Genomic DNA, 21,532 nt, shown 5'->3' with positions numbered 1-21,532 from the left:
GGGCCGGTCATGATCGCCTATCTCGGCCGCCGCCTGATCCAGTCGCTGCTCATCCTGCTCGGCGTCTCGCTGATCACCTTCGCCCTGCTCTATCTCCTGCCCGCCGACCCGGTGCGCCAGATCGCCGGCCGCAGCGCCACGCCGCAGACCGTCGAGAACATCCGCCAGCAGCTCGGCCTCGACCAGCCTTTCATCGTGCAATACTGGCACTATCTGGCGAGGCTCGTCAGCGGCGACCTCGGCCGGTCCTACATCCAGCGTTCCGAAGTCACCGAGCTCATCGTCTCGCGGCTGCCGGCGAGCCTGCTTTTGATGGTCGGCGCCATCCTGTGCGAATTGCTGATTGGGCTCTCCATGGGCCTGATCGCCGCGGTCAAGCGGGGCACCGCCACCGACCAGACGCTGATGGTAGCCTCCTTCGTCGGCGTCTCGGCGCCGCAATTCGTCGTCGGGCTTTTGCTGCTTTACGTCTTTGCCGTCAGGCTCAGCTGGTTTCCGATCGGCGGCTACGGCACCTGGCGCCATCTCGTGCTGCCGTCGCTGACCATGGGCATCCTCGGGGCCGGCTGGTACGCCCGCATGATGCGCTCGTCGATGATCGACGTGCTGCGCCAGGATTATGTTCGCACCGCGCGTGCGAAAGGCCTGGCGCGCGGCGCCATCATTTTCCGCCATGCGCTGCCCAACGCCATCCTGCCGGTCATCGCCATGATCGGCATCGACATCGGCATCTTCATGGGCGGCATCGTCGTCGTCGAAAGCGTGTTCGGCTGGCCCGGCATCGGCCAGCTCGCCTGGCAGGCCATCCAGCGCGTCGACATCCCGATCATCATGGGCGTCACGCTGGTCTCGGCCTTCGCCATCGTGCTCGGCAATCTCCTGGCCGACATCATCGCGCCGTTCATCGATCCCCGCATCAAGCTCAGATGAAATCAAGAAGACAACCAGAGAAAGGGAACACGAAATGAAAAGATTTCTGGCCACCACCGTGGCGGCATCGGCGCTGGCGCTGATGCTCGGCATGGCAAGCGCCCGCGCCGAGGACACGATCGACCCGAATGCCAAGCAGGGCGGCGCCATCACCATCACCTATAAGGACGACGTCGCGACGCTGGATCCGGCAATCGGCTATGACTGGCAGAACTGGTCGATGATCAAGAGCCTGTTCGACGGCCTGATGGACTACGAGCCGGGCACCACCAACCTCAAGCCCGACCTTGCCGAAAGCTACGAGATTTCGCCTGACGGCAAGACCTTCACCTTCAAGTTGCGCCACGGCGTGAAATTCCACAATGGCCGCGAGATGACCGCCGACGACGTGAAATATTCGCTCGACCGTGTCACCAATCCGAAGACGCAGAGCCCGGGCGCCGGCTTCTTCGGCTCGATCAAGGGCTATGACGATGTCGCCGCCGGCAAGGCTGACAGCCTGTCGGGCGTCACCGTCGTCGATCCCTACACGGTCAAGTTCGAACTGACCCGTCCCGACGCCACCTTCCTGCATGTCATGGCCATCAACTTCTCGCATGTCGTGCCGAAGGAAGAGGTCGAGAAATACGGCGCCGATTTCGGCAAGCATCCGGTCGGCACCGGCGCCTTCAAGCTCGCCGAATGGACGCTCGGCCAGCGCATCGTCTTCGAGCGCAATGCGGATTATTGGCACAAGGGCCTGCCGCACTTGGACAAGATCACCTTCGAGATCGGCCAGGAGCCGATCGTGGCGCTGCTGCGCCTGCAGAAGGGCGAGATCGACGTGCCCGGCGACGGCATTCCGCCGGCGAAATTCCAGGAGGTGATGGCCGATCCCGAGCAGAAGGCGCGCGTCGTCGAAGGTGGCCAGCTGCACACCGGCTACGTCACCATGAACACCACCATGGCGCCGTTCGACAATGTGAAGGTGCGCCAGGCCGTCAACATGGCGATCAACAAGGCGCGCATCATCCAGATCATCAACGGCCGCGCCGTGCCGGCCAACCAGCCGCTGCCGCCCTCGATGCCGGGCTACGACAAGGAGTACAAGGGTTACCCCTACGACGTCGCCAAGGCCAAGGCGCTGCTGGCCGAGGCCGGCCATCCCGATGGCTTCGACACGCAATTGTTTGCCATGAATACCGATCCCAACCCGCGCATCGCCCAGGCGATCCAGCAGGATCTGGCGGCAATCGGCATCAAGGCCAGCATCCAGTCGCTCGCCCAGGCCAACGTCATTGCCGCCGGCGGCGACAAGGCCGGCGCGCCGATGATCTGGTCGGGCGGCATGGCGTGGATTGCCGATTTCCCCGATCCGTCGAACTTCTACGGCCCGATCCTCGGCTGCGCCGGCGCGGTACCCGGCGGCTGGAACTGGTCGTGGTATTGCAACAAGGATCTCGACGCCAAGGCGGCCGAGGCCGACTCCGTGGTCGACCCGGCCAAGGCCGTGGAGCGCGACAAGATGTGGAGCGCCATCTACGACAAGGTGATGGAAGACGCCCCCTGGGCGCCGGTCTTCAACGAGCAGCGCTTCACCATGAAATCGGCCCGCATGGGCGGCGCCGACAACCTCTATGTCGACCCGGTCCATATCCCGATCAACTATGACAATGTGTACGTAAAAGATGTGCAGTAACTGCGACTACACCATCCACGGGCGCCATCATCATTTCGGCTGGGACAATTCCTTTGCCCCGGCCGAACGGGTGGCGCCCGGCTCGACCATCGAGTTCCAGTGCCTGGATTCCTCCGGCGGCCAGCTGAAGGCCGACAGCACGGTCGCCGACATCGCCAAGCTCGATTTCGCCGGGATCAACCCGGTGACCGGGCCGATCTTCGTCGAAGGCGCTGAGCCGGGTGACGCCTTGAAGGTGACGATCGAGCTGTTCAAACCGTCCGGCTTCGGCTGGACGGGGAACATTCCGGGCTTCGGCCTGCTCGCCGACGACTTCAAGGAGCCGGCGCTCAACATCTGGAAATACGACGCCGCCTCCTTGGAGCCGGCGCTGTTCGGCAAGAATGCACGTGTGCCGCTGAAGCCTTTCGCCGGCACCATCGGCAATGCGCCGGCCGAGATGGGTCTCCACTCGGTGGTGCCGCCGCGGCGCGTCGGCGGCAATCTCGACATTCGCGATCTCGCCGCCGGCACCACGCTGTATTTGCCGGTGGAAGTGGCGGGGGCGCTGTTCTCGGTCGGCGACACTCATGCCGCGCAGGGCGACGGCGAGGTCTGCGGCACTGCGATCGAAAGCCCGATGGATGTCGTGCTCAAGCTCGACCTGGTCAAGGACGCCAGGCTGAAGACGCCGCGCTTCACCACCCCCGGCCCGGTCACGCGTCACCTCGACGCCAAGGGCTATGAGGTGACGACCGGTATCGGCCCCGACCTGATGGCGGGCGCGAAGGAGGCGGTTGCCCAGATGGTCGACCTGCTCTCCGGCCGCTACAAGATCGACCCGGTCGAGGCCTATATGCTGGCCTCGGTGTGCGGCGATCTCCGTATCAGCGAGATCGTCGACATGCCGAACTGGGTGGTGTCGTTCTACTTTCCGCGCTGCGTGTTTGAATGAAGGCCGGCGCAGGCAAGAACCGAACCGGGGCAACCGCCCCGGTGAAGGCCGGAGCGGTGCTCGACATCGCCAACCTCTCCGTCAGCGTGCGCGGCGAGGATGGCGAGCGCGAGGTCGTGTCCAACCTGTCGCTGGCGCTGGCGCGCGGCGAGACACTTTGCATTGCCGGCGAATCCGGTTCCGGCAAATCGATGACGGCGCTGGCGATCATGCAATTGCTGCCGCAGCCTGCCGCCCGCATATCGTCAGGCACGATCCATCTCGGCAATACCGATCTGGTTACTCTCGACGAGCGCCGGATGCGCCGCATTCGCGGCGACCGGATCGCCATGATCTTCCAGGAGCCGATGACGTCGCTCAATCCGGTGCTGTCGATCGGCCGGCAGCTCACCGAAGCCATCGAAGCGCATACCAGCCTGTCGCCGGCCGAGGCGCGCCAGCGCGCCATCGAGGCGCTGAAGGCGGTTCGCATTTCGGAGGCCGAAAGCCGGCTGAAGCAGTTCCCGCACGAACTCTCCGGCGGCATGCGCCAGCGGGTGATGATCGCCATGGCGCTGGCGCTCGAGCCCGACGTGCTGATCGCCGACGAACCGACGACGGCGCTCGACGTCACCGTGCAGGGCGAGGTGCTGGAACTGCTGCGCGACCTGCAGCGCCAGCACGGCACCAGCGTCATCCTCATCACCCACGACATGGGCGTGGTCGCCGAAATGGCCGATCGCGTCATCATCATGCGGCATGGCCGCATGGTCGAGGAGGGAGCGACGTCGGACATTTTTGCCCGGCCGCAGGCCGGCTACACACGCGAACTTTTGGCCGCCGTGCCGCGCATCGGCAGCGGCGTCGGCCGCCAGAAATCCAGGGATGCCGAGACGGCGACGCCGCCCAATGTCGCCATGGTCAAGGACCTGCATGTCCGCTTCGATCTGCGCGGAGGCGTCTTCGGCCGGGTCAACGCCAGAGTTCACGCGGTCGAGGGCGTCAGCTTCTCGATCGCGCCCAACGAGACACTGGCGCTGGTCGGCGAATCCGGCTGCGGCAAGTCGACCACCGCCAAGGCGTTGGCGGGCCTCGTGCCTTACAGCGGCGACATCGTCGTTGGCGGGCGCAATCTGTCGGGCCTCGGCCGCGACGAACGCAAGGCGGTGCGCCGCGACGTGCAGATGATTTTCCAGGACCCGTTCGCCTCGCTCGACCCGCGCATGCGCGTCGGCGATCTCGTCGCCGAGCCGCTGGCGATTCATGGCATCGCCTCCAGGGAAGAACGCAGCCAGCGTGTTGCGACGCTGTTCGAACGCGTCGGCCTGTCGGCGGACCAGATGGAGCTTTATCCGCACGAATTCTCCGGCGGCCAGCGCCAGCGTGTCTGCATTGCCCGTGCTCTCGCCTTGCGGCCGAAGCTGATCATCGCCGACGAAAGCGTTTCGGCGCTCGATGTCTCGGTGCAGGCGCGCGTGCTCGATTTGTTGAAGGAATTGCAGCGCGAGTTCGGCGTCGCCTATCTCTTCATCTCGCATGACATGGCGGTGGTCGAGAATATCTCCGACCGCGTCGCCGTCATGTATCTCGGCCAGATCGTCGAAATGGGCACGCGCGACCAGGTGTTTTCCAACCCGCGCCACCCCTACACCAGGCGGTTGATCGAAGCCGTGCCGGTGCCCGACCCGGCGCGGCGCAGAAGCCGCTTCGCCCGCCTCGATCAGGAAATCCCGAGCGCCACGCGCAGGATCGGCGAGGCGCCGCTGAAACTGGCCTTGCAGGATTTCGGCAACGGCCACCTCGTCGCCGCGAGCTAGAGCGTTTCACCGTTTCATGGAAACGGCGAACCGCTCTAACTCTTTGTCTTGACCCAATTCCGGACGGAAAACCGCTCACACTTTCCCTTGGGGAATCTAACCAGCCGAGCCGGATTGGATCTGCTCAACAACTCACGCGGCGGGGGACGTACTCTCCGGCGGTTTCGTGGCGAACTCGCCCAATCTGTCGAGCGAATACAGGCTTTCCATCTCATCGGCCGGACGTCCGGGAAAAAGCTGGTCCCACAGCTGTGCGACATGTTCGGCCATTTTCAGCTTGATGGCCAAATCGGTTTCATAGGTGTGCAACACATGCCGGTGGACTATCTGCCGCGTGCGCAGCGGTGCCTCCGGATTGGAGGCCGTGATGACGCTTGTGACGCTGTCCCCGTGCCGGCGGTGATGGTTGAGCAAGGCAGCCTCATAGGCGACGCAGCCGTTACGGATTGCCTCGAGGATGAAATACCAATCGCCGCCCGTCGGCAGCGACAAGACGCGCGCGGCGAAATCGGGCGTGATGTCGAACTTGCGGAAAATCGCCGCGCTGATGTTGATGACCGTGTTCTTGACGCCGAGCCCCTCGTTGATCTCCTGTTCCGCCGAGACCTGGTAGCTTCGCTTCCATTTGAAATTGGAAAGATCGGTGAGATACGGGCTGGCCAGATAGTCGCCGACGATCTCGCCTCGATCATTGACGATCTTCGACGCGCAGAAGGCAAGTTTCACGCTGGGATCGCGGAACAAGGGCACGAGGGTTTCGAGGAAAGCAGGGTCGGAAACATCGTCGGCCTCGGCGATCCAGATCAGATCGGCCCTCGCGAGCTCCATGCCCTTGAACCATTGAGGATAGGGCGCCCCGGAATTGCTTTCATTGACGACCACACGGGTGCCATGGATGCCAGCGTAGTGGTCGAGGATCGATCGGCTATCGTCGGTCGAGGCATCATCCAGGATGATGAGCTCGAAATCCTGAAAGGACTGCCCCAGTATACTGTCCATGCGCTCACGCAGATAGCGGGCGTAATTGTAGTTCGGCACGATGATCGAGACCGCGGGCGGCTGGCCTGCGACATTTCGCATGGACGACAGCAGGCGCGGAAAGACCCGATCGGTGGAAAAATGCCGCCGCGCCTTGCCGCCCGCCTGCCTGCCGAGCTGCATCCGCAACGGCGGGTTCCGGATCAGTTTCAGCGTCGCATCGGCCATGGCGGCGGGATCGGCCCGGTCGACGATGATACCGGCATCGTCCTCGACGAAATCCGGCGCCCCGCCGCTGCCGGCGAAGCAGATCACCGGCAGCTCGGCGAATGCCGCCTCCAGCATGACGCGGCCGAACGGCTCTTCGCGGGATGTCAGAAGAAACAGGTCGGCAGCCCGAAGATAGCCGCGCACATCCTCGACATCGCCCAGAAATGTGACTTTTTCGTCCAACCCGTCCGCACGCATCCTGTCGAGCTGCTGCGACCAGGTGCCGAGAACCTCATCGCGCTCGAACTCCGGAAACGAGCCAAGCCAGAAGAAATGATAGTCCTCGACCCCGCGGGCCCGAAGAATTCGGGCTGCCTCGATAAACAGGTCGGCACCCTTGCGGAAGGGCATTCCGAGGCCGGATCCCAGGACGATGGTCTTGTCCACGGGCCAGCCCGCCAGCCGGCGACGATCAAGACGCTGGATTTCGGTCTGACCGAGATCGGCGTCGGGTCGCGGAACCGCGCTTGGAACGACGTCTATGGCGTTCGTTTCGACCTTGTGTTCGGCCATCAGATAGTCCCGGACACTTGGCGAACACGCTACGAACCTCCGCGTGTGGGAAACGACATCCTCCACGTCGTGCTTGGCGTATCGGGCGACGCTCATTGCCAATTCCCTGGCATGCGTCAGGATAGGAATGCCCAGTCCGCCAAGCAGCGCATGCGCACGGCCGGTGGCCAGGCTGTTGCAATAGATGAGGTCGGGCCTGCCCCCGTACCAATCGGTGATGCGGGCCAGCTTCGTGGCGGTCGTCTCGGTCGGCGAAACCAGATCGTCCAGAAGGGCGGTATCGACGATGCGTCGAAACTGTTCGAGCCGTTCACCGCCCGCCAGGCACAGGACCTTGATCTCCAGGTCCGTGTGCGATTGCAGCCACTGGACGATGTCGATCAACGAAGCCTGCGCTCCACCGAGAGCTGCATCGTGCGAAACGAACAAAACGCGCCAGGACGCACCCTTGGGCAGTTTGCCGGCCGCTGACGGAGCCGACAGCGCGTCCCGCGTCTCCTGCAGATAGGCGTAGCCATAGCGGGAGTCGGGCTCGAGACAGGCTCCCTCCGCCCACTCGTTCCACGCATTGACGAAGATCAGCCGGCTGTCGAAATCGGCGAAACGATCGCATGTATCGGCGACCGCGTTGGTGAGCCATTCTCCGTAGCGGGACGGCGATGCGTTCATCAGAATGTAGGCTGCGTCCATTCTCCGTGCGGTGTTGTCCCAGGAAGGGCAAAGTCCGCGAAACAGCGTGTAGGGAACCTGCGGGTAGGCGCGGCTGCGGTTGAGCAGCTCTGTCCAGTCGAAGATCTTTCCTCTGAAGCCGCTCTTGAGCGTTGGAATTCTGTCGCTGATCTCGCGAAGTTTTCCAAGATTCGGTGGAAACTCGACGGCGGCGTCGAATCCGAAGTCGGCGGGATCGACCGTGTCGAACGACTGCGGATAAGCCAGAAAAATCTCGCCGATGCCGGCTTCCCGGCAATAGGCCCTCCAGCGTTGTGCTGTTTCAACGGCTGACGGAAACAATCCGGGCCGGTAGATCATGAGCAGTGGCTTGCCGCCGATGCGGATGTATCGCCGGTCGCGAAAATAGCCGGAGACATATTCGATGAAGGCCAGGTCGTCCTCGGGCGAGTGCGATTGCGCAATCAGCACCTCCTGGTCGCGCCCATCCCAGCGGCGGCTCCAGGGCTCGTTCGCCCAATTGATGCAGAAGCCCAGTTCGTGCTCATCGTTTTCGACGAATTGCGTGATCGGCATCTCGAGGACGCGCTTGCCGTTGAACCAGTAGAAGTGAAAACAGAACCCCGAGACACCGTGCTGAAGGGCAATCGCGATCTGTTCCTTCTGGATGTCCTTCACCCTCAGGTCGTAGAAGCCGAGATCCGCCGGCAGTCTGGGCTGATAATGACCGTCGAACTGCGGCGCTGCGCGTGTAACATTCGTCCATTCCGTGAAACCCTTTCCCCAAAAGGCGTCATTTTCGGGAATCGGGTGGAACTGTGGTAGGTAGAAGGCAATGAGGCGCGCCTTCAACGCGGCGGGTCGCCTCTCGCTGGATCGCGGCACGTAGGTGGAGGGTCTCTGAATGGAGCCCGCTTTTGTGCCAGGAGCACGTCGGGGGTTGCGCCCCTCAATCTTGCCGAAACGAATGTAGTGATCCAATGGATTCATCGACGCGGCAGCCACGTCGGGATTTTTCGCCAGATAGTATTCGTTGTCGAAGTTCGGACTTGGGTTTCGGGCCTCCGAGACACCGTACTTGATGTAATGCAGGATCGGATCTGTCCCGCTCTGGGCGACATCCGGATTCTGAACCAGATACCACGACACATCGAACAGGCCGCTGGCGCGAATTCGTTGCCAGAGTCGAAATCTCTTCCATCGGCTTCTGCTGGTGAGCGATCCTGCAAAGATCAAAAAATCGGATCTATCCAATCGAGTCCGCCTCGCGGGATTCCGTTGTCATATCACCATCCGAAGCAACGCCGATCTTGGTGCAGATCATTCCGAGAACACGTTCGAGGGCATGCTGCAATGTGCCGTCTTGTTGGCTTGTCTCTTCGGGAAAGACTGCCAAAGGCAGATCGAGCCGTCGGAGCGGTTCCAGCGCGCCGCGTCGAACCCAGAACATCGTCCCGGCAAAGAAATCAAGGCGAGAGCTGGAGGACATCCCCATTGTCTCCAGCAAATTGAGGACCATCGGCCTGTTCTCGCCCCACGCAGCCTTCTCACCCTTCCATTCATTGGGCAGCCGAAAGCGCCTGGACCCAATCATCTGGGTGCCGGGCGAACGCTCGAAATTGGCGATGATGCGGTCGACCACGTCGCGGGATCCGATCAGGTCGAACGCACTCGCCTGGCGCCAGATCTCACCGAGAACCATGCGCGGCCCGCTCGATCCCGACTTCTTGCCATGCAGCTTGCAGATGAGATCGAAGGGATCGAACTTGCCTTCGCGAAGCAATTGGATGAAGGGGCCCACGTCGCGGCCACGATTTTCGTAAACCGCAATCTCGGCACCCGGAAATCTTGCCAGAACGCGTTGCGTGAGTGCCGCGTCAGGCCGGGTCAGCGTGAGAAAAAGCTGGAATTGACGATCGGTCGCCTCGAGCAACGCCTCGAACTCGGGCCAGAGATCGGGGTAATGCAGGTGAAGCGCCACGGCAATCTTCGGCTCGACTGTGGGCCGGCGTTTGGGGGCCTCGGCTGGCGGGCCATCAAAATGCCGCGACAAGGTCGTCTGCAGATTGTCGCTCGCAGTGCCAAAGCCCCAACCGGCAAGACTGCCGAGGGCGCGCGCCAATTCACGCCCTTGCGGTCCGCAGATGTGCAAAAGAGGCTGCAAGACGATGCCTCCGCCAAGCGGCAGCTGAAATCGCTTGTGACGACGGCGCCGGGTCAGCAGCGCGCCAATATCGCTGATGCTTAAAGGCCGAACACTCGCCGCAACGACGTCGTCTCTATCAAATTGCAGCACCAGGCCGCCTTCGCTGCTTTTGAGCAGATAGGATGTCCGCGTGGTGACCGGCGCATAGATGGTCCTGTCCGCATGTCCTGGGCGGCGAACAGCGAGCCGGAGAAACGGCATCCGCCTCTGTGTCGGCGAAAGCTCGACGATATAGCGTCCCGGCGCGCGGATATGGATTTCGCTCACGGTACCGCTTGAGTAGACGCCGCCTTTCCGCGGCTCGCGAGGCAGGACATCAGGCAAGGCAACTGTCGTGTCGGCAGCGTCAGGCGACATAGCCGCTGTTCCGATTCGCGCGCGATCGGTCAAGGATACTGTCGAATATGCCAATCAGTCGGCCCAGGGAATTGATCAATCTGTTCGGATTTAGCGTCAGGCAATAGAAGCCTATTTTCGTCGAATAACGGAGTATGTCGACAAACGGGCTATAGGCGATGCCGTATTTCTTGCGCAAGTGGATCTCCGATCGCATCTTCGAGCGATACCGGAAGATACGCGAGCGGGTTGATTGCGCAACCGACGTGCCAATGTCGTGGACGGCATGCGCGCCACTGACAAGGATCATGGGCTCGTCACGCTGCAGCAGACGATATGAGAGGTCGTCATCTTCGAAATACAGAAAAATATCTTCATCAAACCCGCCGGTATCGAGGAAGAGCGTTCGTTTGATCATGAACACGCCGCCATTGACGAAGCGAACGCAACAATCTCCCCAGACCTGCCGGATGCGCGTGGGCAGCGACACGCCGGAAAGGCGATCGATCTCGCTCTCCTCGCGGAACCAAAGCCGGCCATCCACAGTATTGGTGAGGGGCACGAAGACGCCGCAATTTGGATAGCGTTCAGCCGCCTGCATGAGCGCATCGACGGCGTCCGTCCCAAGACGCACGTCGGGGTTGATGAACAGCAGATACTCTCCCGTCGCCGCCGCCGCCCCGATGTTGCAAGCGCGCCCGAAGCCGAGGTTTACAGGATTATCGATACGATGAACGGCAAGGCCGGACAGCGCGGTGGAAAGATCGTCGGTGCTTGCATTGTCGACGCATACGATCTCCACCCCTGGAGGCAGGCGAGCGAGCGCGCCCCGCACGGTATGCGCGCTGTTATGCGTCACGGTAATGGCGGTTATCGACCTGTTCATTGCCAAAGCCATCCTGATCTCTCAGTTGGCTTCCCCCGTGGAAGGCTAGTGATCCGTACGCAATCTAGGCGTTGCGACTCCGGTGGTCGAGTCAATACTCCTGGAACTATCGGTTTAGGAGGGATGACCGGCGCCGCCATCCCGACTGGTCGGGCCAGCACGGTAAGGCAAATCCGGCCGGAAGGCCCGCTCCGGATCGACCGGCCGCGGTCGCTCGCCGCTCGCCGCCAGCGTCGGCAGGAGGGGCCGGCTACGGGCTTTGCTGGACACGTTTTTCGAGTTCGGCGGTGCGTGCGCTCAAATCGTCCAGTTCAAACCCTTGAGATGTGAAGAGGGCGGCTTCTCCGTTGTCGGGATCGGCGGCAAGACGGTGCGTTTCCCGCAGGTGATGCTTCAGCCAGGTGCGCTGCTCGCGCTGCAACCGGGCACGTTGAGGGCCATGTTCGCGATGCAAAAGCGTATTATAAGCCGCGTTCAGCCTGGCATCGAACTTGTCGATCTCGGTCTTCCCGCAATCCAGCATTTTCCAGGTGTAGCCGCCGGACTGGTCGACGCACGCTTTCATTTCGGCATCGCTCTGCGCCATTGCGCGATGAGCCGTTGTCATGGCCAGAATTCCAAGGAGGCAGGCATATCGCAGCATGGAGGAGGTTCCTTGATACCAAAGGCTGGATGGACATATCCGTTTCGGCACGCCCCTCTCGGGTCGGCAACAAGGGCGGGCCAACGATATGTTGGGCAGGGCGCGAGCGCGTCAAGGTTTGGCCCGCCTTGCCTCCATCACCCGTAACAGCCGCGCTCCACCGCCAGCCGGCGCACCAGTGCTGACACCGTGTCTATGGTCGGCGTCGGCTTGTCCGTCAGCCGGCCAAGCTCCTGCACCGCCGTTACCAGCGCGTCGATCTCCATCGGCCGGCCACGTTCCAGATCCTGCAGCATCGAGGTCTTGTGCTCGCCGACATCGCCGGCGCCCTTGATGCGGCGGTCGACCGCGATCGGAAAGCGCACGCCGAGGCTTTCGCCGATCGCTTGCGCCTCCAGCATCATGGTGCGGGCAAGCGCGCGGGTGCCGTCGTCGGCGACGATTGCCGCAAGCGTCGAGCCGGTCAGCGCCGAGATCGGGTTGAAGGAGAGGTTGCCCCACAGCTTCACCCATATCTCGCTTCGGATATCCTCGCGCACCGGCGCTTGCAGGCCGGCCTTGACCATTTCCTCCGCCAGTCGCGTCACCCGTTCGCTGCGTTCGCCCGAGGGTTCGCCGAGCGAGAACCGCTTGCCCTCGACATGGCGGATGAGGCCCGGCGCATCGACCTCGACGGCGGGATAGACGACCGAGCCGATGACGCGCTCCGGCCCGATCCGCTGCCAGATCGCCCCTCCGGGATCGACCGCGCTCAGCCTTGTGCCTTCGAGCGGCCCGCCCAGTTGATGGAAATACCACCAGGGCACGCCGTTCTGCATGGTCACGACGGAAGTGTGGTCGCCGAGCAACGGCGCGATCTGGTCCAGCGCCGGGGTCAGCGAATGGGCCTTCAGCGCCAGGACCACGTGGTCCTGCACGCCAAGCTCCTCCGCCTTGGCGGCGGCTCTCACCGGCGCCACCGATTCCTGGTCGTCCTCGATCAGACGCAGGCCGTTGGCCTGGATCGCTTCCAGATGCGCGCCGCGCGCGACGATCGACAGGTCGGTGCGGCCGGCGATCGCCAGCTTGGCGGCGAGATAGCCGCCGATCGCGCCGGCGCCGAAAATGGTGATCTTCATCGTCAAAGCCCGAGTTTGGCGGCGAGCCCGATGCGCTGCAGCTTGCCCGTAGCACCCTTGGGGATTTCGTCCAGGATCAGGACCTTGCGCGGCACCTTGAAGTCGGCGAGCCGCGTCGCAGCGTGAGCGCGTATGTCGCTTTCGGTGGCGCTCATGCCTTCGCGCAGCACCACGGCCGCCGCCACCTCCTCGCCGAGCTTGTCATGCGGCATCGCGAAGGTGACGACCTGCGCCACCGCCGGATGGTCCATCAGCACGTCGTCGACCTCGAGCGGCGAGATCTTTTCGCCACCGCGGTTGATGATCTCCTTCAGCCGGCCGGTGACGCGCAGATAGCCGTCCTCGTCGAGCACGCCCTGGTCGCCGGTGTGGAACCAGCCATGCGCGAAGGCGGTGGCATTGGCATCCGGGTTCTTCTCATAGCCTGCGGTGACATTGGGTCCGCGAATGACGATTTCGCCGGTCTCGCCGGCTTCCATCAGCCGCCCGTCGGGCGCCATCACCGCTACCTCCGGTCCGGCGCCGGCGCCGACGCTGCCCGGCTTGCGCAGGCCCGGCGGCAGCCGGTTCGACGCCATCTGGTGGGCGGCCTCGGTCATCCCATAGGATTCGATCACCGGACAGCCGAAGGTCGCTTCGAGTTCCGCCATCACTTGCGCCGGCAGCGATGCCGAGGACGAGCGGATGAAGCGCAGGCGCGCCGCCGCCAGCACTTCGGCATTGCGCGCCGCCCGTGGCAGGATCGCCTGGTGCATGGTCGGCACCGCCGTGTACCAGCTCGGCCTGGCGTCGCCCAGCCACTGGAAGAAGCGCAGCGCGTTGAAGCCCGGCGTGCAGTAGATGCTGCCGCCCGCAGCCAGCGACGACAGGACCGCCGCGATCAGCCCGTGAATGTGGAACAGCGGCATGATGTTCAGGCAGCGGTCATCAGCGCTCAGGCCGAGCGTCGCGCCGATATGGCGGGCGGAGGCGGCGATGTTGGCATGGCTGAGCGGCACCAGCTTTGGCCGCGATGTCGTGCCCGACGTGTGCAGCAAAAGCGCGATGTCGCCATCCCCTGCCATGTCGGGCGCCGCCTGCGGACCGATCGCCGCGCCCTCGATGGTGAAGCTGCCGGCAGGGGTATCCGGTTGCACGATGAGCCTCAACACGCCGATGTCGAGCCGCTCGGCCACCGCAACCGCCGGACCGGTCTCATTCTCAGCGACAAGGATGGCCTTGGCGCCGATGTCGGTGAGGTAGAAATCGAGCTCGTCGGCGCGGTAGGCGGGATTGAGCGGCGCCGTCGAAGCGGCGGCCGCTACAGCGACGAAGGCGGTGGCCATTTCCGGCCCGTTCGGCAGCACGATCGCCACCCGGTCGCCCCGGCCGATGCCGAGCGCATGCAGTCGCTCGGCCGTGGCCTTGATCAGGCCGCGCAGCCCGCCATGGGTCAGTGTTGCCCTGTCGGGCGCCAGGATCGCCGGCGCGTCGTCGGCGCCGGCGGCGAGACGATGGGAGAGGTCTTTTGAATTCGTGCTCATGGTCACCGACTATGTTTCAAACGACTGCTTCTAGAAAGCCTAGGAATGGATCCGACCCTGGACAATTACCGACGTCGGCGCCGCCCCTCATTGCCCTGCCGGGCATTTCTCCCCGTGTAGTGACGGGGAGAAAGGGCTGATCGCTACGTCGGCACTTTCTTTGCAACGCTGGCGATTGGCGAAATCATTCGCGACCGCGTCCCTCTCCCCGTCACTATACGGGGATAGGATGCCGGCAGGCAGGTGAGGGGCGGCGCCCACGTTCGTAAGCCAGTCGCGGCCATTCTCGGTTCGTCTTGGCCATCCCTCAATACCCCAGCGCCATCCCATCCTTGCGTGGATCGGAGGCGCCGGTCAGCGTGCCTTTTTCCCAGTCGATCAGCACCACTTGCCCGCCACCAAGCGGATGCTGCGGTTCGACGACGCGATGGCCGCGCTTGCGCAAGCCTTCGATTGCCTCGGCGGGAACGTTGCGTTCGGCCTCTACCGTATCGTCATTGTAGAACACACGCGGCGCATCCAGCGCCTGCTGTGGATCCATGCCGAAATCGATCATGTTGGTCAAAAGATGGACATGGCCGAAAGGCTGGTAACCGCCGCCCATGACGCCGAACGGCATCACCACGCGGCCGTTTTTCGTCGCCATGCCGGGCATGATCGTGTGCATCGGCCGCTTGCCGGGCGCGATCGCGTTGGGGTGCGCCGGGTCAAGGCGGAAACTCGAGCCACGGTTCTGCAAGACGATCCCGGTCTTCGGGCCGACGACGCCGCTGCCGAAGGAATAATAAGTCGAGTTGATGAAGGAGACCGCGTTGCGATCGCGGTCGACGATCGAGATGTAGACCGTGTCGCTGCCGGGCAGGTCGAGGCGCGGCAGATGCGTCATGGCGCGGTCGCGGCGGATCTCGGCGCGCAGCCGGTCGGCATAGGCGCCGGACAGAAGCTGCTTTATCGGCACATGAACCTCGTCCTGGTCGCCGACATAGCGGTCGCGATCCTGATAGGCCAGGCGTCCGGCCTCAATCTCCAGATGCAGGCGCTCGGCGCCGTTGGGATCGAGCCCGCCGAGCTTGAAGCCGGACAGCACGTTCAACATCAAAAGCGCCGTCAGCCCCTGATTGTTCGGCGGCATCTGGTGGATGTCATGGCCGCCATAGGTGGTGCTGACCGGCGCCACATAGTCGCCCTTGGTCGCCGCGAAATCCTCATGCGAATGCAGCCCGCCCAGTTCATTGAGCCGGCGCACCATGTCGTCGGCAACGGCGCCCTCGTAGAAGCCGGCGCGGCCCTGCTTGGCAATGATCCGCAAGGTGGCGGCGAGTTCCGGCTGGCGGTGGATGTCGCCGGCCTTCGGCGCCTGGCCGCCCGGCAGGAAGATGCGCGCGGCATGCTCGTCGGCCGACAGGTCGGTCTCCGGTTCGGCCCAGTCGAAGGCGACGCGGTCATGCACGACATAGCCGTTCTCGGCATAGTGGATGGCAGGCGCCAGCACCTCGGCCAGGCTCTTGCGGCCATGATCCTCCAGGAGCCGGCTCCAGGCATCGACGGCTCCGGGCACGGTCACCGCATGCGGCCCCTGTTTGGGAAGCTCGTTGAAACCCTTGTCCAGGTACCAGTTGACATCAGCCTTGGCGGGCGCGCGGCCCGAACCGTTGAAGGCCAGCACGTCGCCCTGTCCGCCGGGAGAATAGAGGACAAAGCAATCGCCGCCGATGCCGGTCGACTGCGGCTCGACGACGCCTTGCACGGCGGCGGCGCAGACCGCGGCGTCCATGGCATTGCCGCCCGCGCGCAGCATGTCGATCGCGGCAAGGGTCGCGAGCGGGTGCGAGGTCGCCGCAATCGCTTGCGTGGCACGAACCGGCGAGCGGCCGGGAAACTGGAAATCACGCATTCTGTCTGGTTATCCCATGGTCTGATGAAATCAATGCCGCCGCCCGAAGATCTGCGCCACCGACAGGAGCAGGATGGACAGCACGATCAGGCAGGTCGAGATGGCGGCGATGGTCGGGTCGATCTGGTCGCGCAGTGCGTTGAACATGCGCCGCGTCAAGGTCGTGGTCTCGCCGCCCGAAATGAACAGCGAAACCACCACCTCGTCGAAGGATGTGATGAAGGCGAACAGCCCGCCCGAGACGATGGAGAAGCGGATCTGCGGCATCGTCACCTGCCAGAAGGCGGCGATGCGCCCGGCACCCAGGCTGCGCGCCACGCGCTCCTGGTTCATGTCGTAGGAGCGCAGGCCCGACAGCACGGTCAGCACCACCAGCGGCAAGGCCTGCACCGTATGCGCGATGACCAGGCCGGTCAGCGTGTTGTTGAGGCCGATGCGGGCGTAGAGGAAGAAGGTGCCGATTCCGATCAGGATCACCGGGATGATCAGCGACGCCGTCAGCAGACCGTTGATGGTGCCGTTGAAGCGCAGCGTGCCGCGGTTGATGGCGTAGGCGGCGGCGGTGCCGAGCGGCGTCGCCACCAGCACGGTCATGACAGCCACCTTGACCGAGACGATGGTTGCGTCGCGCCATTCCACCGACTGGAAATAGGTTTCGTACCAGCGCAGCGACCATTGCTGCGGCGGGAATTGCAGCAGCGTCGAATCCGAAAACGACATGATGACGATGATGACCGACGGCGCGATCAGGAACAGCAACACCAGGCCGCCCAGTGCGTAAAGCCACAGGCGTTGCCGGTGTGTGATAGGCAGGCCGATATCTGCGCTCATCGCGAACTCCACACGCCGGTGGCGCGCGCGCCGAGCAGCCATTGGAAGAGACCAAGAAGCGCCAGCGTGACCACCAGCAGCACCACGCCGAGCGCCGCGCCCGCGCCCCAGTTGGAATAGAGGCTGGTGGTCTGTTCCATGCGCATCGCCCACATGATCACCTTGCCGCCGCCCATCAGTGCGGGCGTCACGAAGAAGCCGAGGCAGAGCACGAAGACGATGACCACGCCCGAGGCGAGGCCGGGCAGCGACAGCGGAAAGAAGATCTGCCGGAAAGTGGCGACCGGCCCGGCGCCGAGGTTCATCCCGGCGCGCAGGCAGTCGGTGTCGATGGTCTTCATCGAGGCATAGAGCGGCAGCACCAGGAACGGCAAAAGTATGTGCGTCATGCCGATGACGACGCCGGACAGATTGTTGGCGAGCGACAGCGGCTGGCTGATCACGCCGAGGTCGATCAGCCAGCTGTTGATCAGGCCCTTGCGCTGCAGGATCACCAGCCAGGCATAGGTGCGCACCAGCACCGAAGTCCAGAACGGCAGGATGACGAAGATCAGGCAGATCGACGCCGCCCGGCGCGGCAGCTGCGACAGCATGTAGGCGAGGGGATAGCCCAACAGCACGCACGCGCCGGTGACGATGAAGGCGACCTTGAAGGTGGTGATGAAGGTCTTGATGTAGGAGGCCTGCTCGAAAAAGCGCGCATAGTTGGAGGCGCTCAAGACGCCTGCCTCGTCGTACAGCGAGAGCCAGAACAGCCAGCCGATCGGCACGATGATGATGGCGAAGACCAGGAAGAGGCTCGGCGACAAAAGCGCCAGCAGCCGCAGCGACTCGCGCCGCGCGTCGGCGCGCAGCGCCTGCGCGTTGAGGTCCCGGTCCGCGCCGGCTGATTCTCTCAGGAGGGCGGATTGCGCGCTCATCCCTCTGCCGCCACCAGGATGGTATCCTGCGCATCGAGGCCGAGGCTGATCGGCTGGCCGGGCTGCGGCAGTCGCGCCAGCACATCGCTGCGGCAATAATCGCGCAGCGTCAGCTGGCGGCCGTCGCGCAGTGAGACGTAGCAGACGAAGCTGTCACCCTGGTAGATGATGTCGCCGACCGTGGCGTTGAGCACATTGACACCGCTCGACGGTTCGACCGCCGTGACCAGCCGCAGCTTTTCCGGCCGCACCACCATCAGATGCTGGCCGGGGACCGGCGGCGCCCCTGCCGTCTGGATCCGCCTGTCCTCGTACCAGACCGAACCGTTGCGGCACTCGACGGGAATGAAATTCGATTCGCCGATGAAGCCGGCGACGAATTGCGTCTTCGGCGCGGCGTACAGCGTCTCGGGCTTGTCGAGCTGCTCGATGCGTCCGGCATTCATCACCGCGATGCGGTCCGACATGGTGATGGCTTCGCGCTGGTCGTGCGTGACATAGACCGTCGTCATGCCAAGCCGCCGGTGCAGGGCGCGCAGCTCTATCTGCATATGCTCGCGCAGGCCCTTGTCGAGCGCCGAAAGCGGCTCGTCCATCAGCACGATGCGCGGCTCGAAGACGATGGCGCGCGCCAGCGCCACGCGCTGACGCTGGCCACCGGAAAGCTGGTCGACACGCCGTTCGCCGAGGCCCTTGAGCTTCACCAGCTCCAGCGCCTTTTCGACACGCTCGGCCGTCTCGGCGGCCGCGACGCCGCGCTGCTTCAGCGGAAAGGCGATGTTGTGCAAAACGTTCATATGCGGAAACAGCGCGTAGTTCTGGAAGACCATGCCGATGTTGCGCCTGTGCGGCGGCGTGGTGATGATCTCGTCGTCGCCGACCTTGATCGACCCTCCATTGGCCCGCACGAAACCGGCCAGGATCATCAGCAGCGTCGTCTTTCCGGAGCCGGAAGGCCCGAGCAGCGTCAGGAACTCGCCGGCCTCGACATCGAGGTTCAGGTCGCGCAGCACCGATACGCTGCCAAATCGTTTCTCGATCCGGCGCATGCTGATCGGCAGCGCGGATGACGCAATGGACAAGATTCTTCTCTCCTCAAAGCAATTCCAGGAAAAGTGTGGAGCGGTTTTCCGTTCGGAATTGCGTAAAAACAAAGAGACAGAGTGGTTTGACGTTCTAGAGAAACGCTGAACCGCTCTGGCCGGCAACGAGTAACGGGGCGAAGCTGCCTTTGCGGCTTGCGCCGCCCCGCCGTGAAGTGTCTGCCAGGCAGCTATTGCTGGATCAGATTGTTGAACTTCTCGGTCGCCTCGACCAGGTTGTCACGCCAGAACTCGGCATCCTGCAGCACCTGCTTCTTGACGTTTTCGGGCGCCGAATTGATGTCCTTGATCCGTTCCGGCGGGATCTTGCCGGTCTCGAAGGCCTTTTCGTTGACCGGGCCGTTGTCGACATAGAGCGGCAGATTGGCCTGCAATTGCGGGCTGACGAACATCGCCAGCGCCTTCATCGCCGCTTCCTTGTTCTTGGCGCCCTTGGGGATGACCATGCAATCGGCGGTCAGCACGCCCTGGTCGAAGGAGAAGCTGACCGGCGCGCCTTCCTTCTTCAATGTGCCGGCGCGGCCGTTCCAGATGCTCGCCATGTCGACTTCGCCATCCTTGACCAGTTGCATGGCCTGGGCGCCGGAGGTCCACCAGGCATCGACATGGCCGCGGATCTTGTCGACGGATTTCAAGGCGCCGTCGACGTCGACCGGATAGACCTTGTCGATCGGCAGGCCGGAGGCGAGAGCGGCGACGCTCAGCGTCTCCGTCGCCTGGCTGCTGGAGAGCGCGCGCCGTCCCGGAAACTTTTTGACGTCCCAGAAGTCGGCCCAGGTCTTGGGCCCTTTGTCGCCGAACACATCGGTGCGGTAGATGAGCACGACGGAAGTGTAGGAGATGCCGACCCAGTCGTCATGGACCAGCTTCGGGTTGATGCCGCTCTTGTCGATGATGCCGTAATCGAGCTTCTCGAACAGCCCTTCCTTCGAGCCGCGCGCGCATTCGTCGGCGCCAAGCTCGGTGATGTCCCACTTCACCGCATTGCCGGTCACCTGCAGCCGCACGTCGTCGAGGCCGTTGGTGGTGTCCTGCTTGATGGTGATGCCGAGTGCTTTGGCGGTCGGATCGAAGAACGCCTTGGTCTGCGCCTCTTGATAGGTGCCGCCCCACGACGCGACGGTGATCGTATCGGCGGCAAAAGCGGGCGTCGCTGCCGCTGCCATGAGGCCCGCGACCGCGGCAATCCCAAGGCTATTGATGGTTTTCATTTCGGTTCTCCAGCCGGTGTTCCCATTTGTTTTGATTTGGCATGCGATTTTGTATACAATTTTGAGTGTAGCCTAGGGATCGGCGATGTCAACACCGTCCGAAGCAGGCTGACAGGCACGCGGGCAGCGCCGCCAAGGCGTGGCAAATCGCGCCGACTGCGAATAGAGATAGGCAAATCGATTGCCGGTGGGGACGGATCTTTGAGCAAGCAAACCAAGAACACGCTGCGCGACTCGGTCTACACCTCGCTGAAGGCGATGATCGTGACCGGACAGATTCCGCCCGGCTCGCGCGTCACCGAGAACGACATTGCCGCAAAACTCAATGTCAGCCGCACGCCGGTGCGTGAGGCCTTCAACCGCCTCGAGCGCGACGGCTTGGTCACCGGCCGGCCGCGCCAGGGCTATGTCGTCACCGAGTTCGACATCAACATGTTTCGCGAGGCCTTCGACATCCGCGAACTGCTCGACGGTCATGCGACCGAACTGGCCGCGGCCGCCGCGACCGACAAGGACAAGGCGCGGCTGCGCGCCATGCTGGCCGAATGCGAACGGCTGGCCGCCATTCCCGACCGCACGACAAAGGAAAAATTCCAGGAGCTGGAGGTCGGCATCGACCTGCACCGCGTCATCGCCGAGATCAGCGGCAATGCCATGCTGCATGGCATGCTGTGCGGCATCCTCGACAAGTGCCAGCACTATGTCTGGACCGAACTCTTGTGGCTCGACGAATGGAAGATCGCCCGCGACGAGCATGCCGAGATCGTCGAGGCGATCTGCGCCGGCGATGCCGCCCGGGCAGGCGCCCTGGCCCGCGCCCACGTGCGGGGATCGCGCGAAAACGTGCTGCGCCTGCTGCAGGCAAAGTCGGACTACCAGAGTTTTATGGCGAAGGCGTCGTGAGGGGACCCAAAGCGCGTCGCCCGGACCCCGGCGGCGGGCCGTCTCGAGGAATGCAAATCACCCAGGTGCCAGTCGACTGAGCGCGACATTCATGCGCGTCCCCCAAAAACCAATTGCGATACAGGATCAGTCGATCTAGCCTATAACCGATTGCATAACGCAATCAGGATCGCGCGTGCCGGGTGAGGAG

At 63.5% G+C, this 21,532-nt stretch carries 16 protein-coding genes; 5 read left to right on the top strand and 11 right to left on the bottom strand.

Features of this window, described 5'->3' with window-relative positions:
• Positions 1-9: 9 nt before the first annotated feature.
• From JG746_RS03450 to JG746_RS03435, 4 genes are read left to right on the top strand one after another with little or no spacing between them, the layout of a single operon-like run.
• Entirely contained in the window at positions 10-930 is a 921-nt protein-coding gene (locus tag JG746_RS03450; protein WP_202356898.1) for an ABC transporter permease, read from the top strand.
• 34 nt (positions 931-964) lie between these two features.
• Positions 965-2,608, top strand: a complete 1,644-nt coding sequence (locus JG746_RS03445; RefSeq protein WP_202356897.1) for an ABC transporter substrate-binding protein — start codon at positions 965-967, stop codon at positions 2,606-2,608.
• On the top strand, positions 2,598-3,542 hold the full coding sequence (locus JG746_RS03440; protein ID WP_202356896.1) for an acetamidase/formamidase family protein: 945 nt from the start codon (positions 2,598-2,600) through the stop codon (positions 3,540-3,542). Before JG746_RS03445 ends, JG746_RS03440 begins: the two co-directional genes overlap by 11 nt.
• Positions 3,539-5,338, top strand: a complete 1,800-nt coding sequence (locus JG746_RS03435; protein WP_202356895.1) for an ABC transporter ATP-binding protein — start codon at positions 3,539-3,541, stop codon at positions 5,336-5,338. The genes JG746_RS03440 and JG746_RS03435 overlap by 4 nt, the downstream gene beginning before the upstream one ends.
• 132 nt (positions 5,339-5,470) lie before the next feature.
• Here the strand turns inward: JG746_RS03435 and JG746_RS03430 are convergent, their stop codons facing one another.
• The 11 genes from JG746_RS03430 to JG746_RS03380 form a co-directional block, all read right to left on the bottom strand.
• Complete coding sequence (locus JG746_RS03430) at positions 5,471-8,620, bottom strand: glycoside hydrolase family 99-like domain-containing protein (protein ID WP_202356894.1); 3,150 nt, start codon at positions 8,618-8,620, stop codon at positions 5,471-5,473.
• A 394-nt stretch (positions 8,621-9,014) separates the two neighbouring features.
• The gene (locus JG746_RS03425; protein WP_202356893.1) at positions 9,015-10,331 is read right to left on the bottom strand and encodes a rhamnan synthesis F family protein; all 1,317 of its coding nucleotides are present in this window, start codon (positions 10,329-10,331) and stop codon (positions 9,015-9,017) included.
• Positions 10,321-11,208 (bottom strand): glycosyltransferase family 2 protein, encoded by an 888-nt coding sequence (locus JG746_RS03420; RefSeq protein ID WP_202356892.1) that lies wholly within the window; start codon positions 11,206-11,208, stop codon positions 10,321-10,323. Before JG746_RS03420 ends, JG746_RS03425 begins: the two co-directional genes overlap by 11 nt.
• Positions 11,209-11,446: 238 nt before the next feature.
• Positions 11,447-11,839, bottom strand: a complete 393-nt coding sequence (locus JG746_RS03415; protein ID WP_202356891.1) for a lysozyme inhibitor LprI family protein — start codon at positions 11,837-11,839, stop codon at positions 11,447-11,449.
• A 137-nt stretch (positions 11,840-11,976) separates the two neighbouring features.
• Positions 11,977-12,957, bottom strand: a complete 981-nt coding sequence (locus JG746_RS03410) for a 2-dehydropantoate 2-reductase (RefSeq protein ID WP_202356890.1) — start codon at positions 12,955-12,957, stop codon at positions 11,977-11,979.
• Between the two features lie 2 nt (positions 12,958-12,959).
• Entirely contained in the window at positions 12,960-14,480 is a 1,521-nt protein-coding gene (locus tag JG746_RS03405) for an acyl--CoA ligase (RefSeq protein ID WP_202356889.1), read from the bottom strand.
• Between the two features lie 307 nt (positions 14,481-14,787).
• Positions 14,788-16,374 (bottom strand): gamma-glutamyltransferase, encoded by a 1,587-nt coding sequence (gene ggt / locus JG746_RS03400; RefSeq protein WP_202356888.1) that lies wholly within the window; start codon positions 16,372-16,374, stop codon positions 14,788-14,790.
• A 30-nt stretch (positions 16,375-16,404) separates the two neighbouring features.
• A complete protein-coding gene (locus JG746_RS03395; protein ID WP_202356887.1) occupies positions 16,405-17,205 on the bottom strand; it encodes an ABC transporter permease in 801 nt (266 codons plus the stop codon).
• Complete coding sequence (locus JG746_RS03390) at positions 17,202-18,125, bottom strand: ABC transporter permease (RefSeq protein WP_202356886.1); 924 nt, start codon at positions 18,123-18,125, stop codon at positions 17,202-17,204. Before JG746_RS03390 ends, JG746_RS03395 begins: the two co-directional genes overlap by 4 nt.
• Positions 18,122-19,207 (bottom strand): ABC transporter ATP-binding protein, encoded by a 1,086-nt coding sequence (locus JG746_RS03385; RefSeq protein ID WP_202356885.1) that lies wholly within the window; start codon positions 19,205-19,207, stop codon positions 18,122-18,124. Before JG746_RS03385 ends, JG746_RS03390 begins: the two co-directional genes overlap by 4 nt.
• A 191-nt stretch (positions 19,208-19,398) precedes the next feature.
• On the bottom strand, positions 19,399-20,439 hold the full coding sequence (locus tag JG746_RS03380; protein WP_202356884.1) for an ABC transporter substrate-binding protein: 1,041 nt from the start codon (positions 20,437-20,439) through the stop codon (positions 19,399-19,401).
• A 201-nt stretch (positions 20,440-20,640) separates the two neighbouring features.
• On the opposite strand from JG746_RS03380, the gene JG746_RS03375 reads away from it, so the two are divergent.
• The gene (locus JG746_RS03375; RefSeq protein ID WP_202356883.1) at positions 20,641-21,342 is read left to right on the top strand and encodes a GntR family transcriptional regulator; all 702 of its coding nucleotides are present in this window, start codon (positions 20,641-20,643) and stop codon (positions 21,340-21,342) included.
• Positions 21,343-21,532: the final 190 nt, after the last annotated feature.

Origin of the sequence: Mesorhizobium sp. 113-3-3 (genome assembly GCF_016756495.1) — a bacterium.
GTDB lineage: Bacteria > Pseudomonadota > Alphaproteobacteria > Rhizobiales > Rhizobiaceae > Mesorhizobium.
Note: the sequence above shows the minus strand (reverse complement) of the source record. Positions and strands in the feature narration are given on the sequence as shown.

Bases quoted from the DNA above. Each gene is read 5' to 3' on its own strand.
- JG746_RS03450 (WP_202356898.1), top strand. From the start codon at position 10: ATGATCGCCTATCTCGGCCGCCGCCTGATCCAGTCGCTGCTCATCCTG.
- JG746_RS03445 (WP_202356897.1), top strand. From the start codon at position 965: ATGAAAAGATTTCTGGCCACCACCGTGGCGGCATCGGCGCTGGCGCTG.
- JG746_RS03440 (WP_202356896.1), top strand. From the start codon at position 2,598: ATGTGCAGTAACTGCGACTACACCATCCACGGGCGCCATCATCATTTC.
- JG746_RS03435 (WP_202356895.1), top strand. From the start codon at position 3,539: ATGAAGGCCGGCGCAGGCAAGAACCGAACCGGGGCAACCGCCCCGGTG.
- JG746_RS03425 (WP_202356893.1), bottom strand. From the start codon at position 10,331: ATGTCGCCTGACGCTGCCGACACGACAGTTGCCTTGCCTGATGTCCTG.
- JG746_RS03420 (WP_202356892.1), bottom strand. From the start codon at position 11,208: ATGGCTTTGGCAATGAACAGGTCGATAACCGCCATTACCGTGACGCAT.
- JG746_RS03415 (WP_202356891.1), bottom strand. From the start codon at position 11,839: ATGCTGCGATATGCCTGCCTCCTTGGAATTCTGGCCATGACAACGGCT.
- JG746_RS03410 (WP_202356890.1), bottom strand. From the start codon at position 12,957: ATGAAGATCACCATTTTCGGCGCCGGCGCGATCGGCGGCTATCTCGCC.
- JG746_RS03405 (WP_202356889.1), bottom strand. From the start codon at position 14,480: ATGAGCACGAATTCAAAAGACCTCTCCCATCGTCTCGCCGCCGGCGCC.
- ggt (WP_202356888.1), bottom strand. From the start codon at position 16,374: ATGCGTGATTTCCAGTTTCCCGGCCGCTCGCCGGTTCGTGCCACGCAA.
- JG746_RS03395 (WP_202356887.1), bottom strand. From the start codon at position 17,205: ATGAGCGCAGATATCGGCCTGCCTATCACACACCGGCAACGCCTGTGG.
- JG746_RS03390 (WP_202356886.1), bottom strand. From the start codon at position 18,125: ATGAGCGCGCAATCCGCCCTCCTGAGAGAATCAGCCGGCGCGGACCGG.
- JG746_RS03380 (WP_202356884.1), bottom strand. From the start codon at position 20,439: ATGAAAACCATCAATAGCCTTGGGATTGCCGCGGTCGCGGGCCTCATG.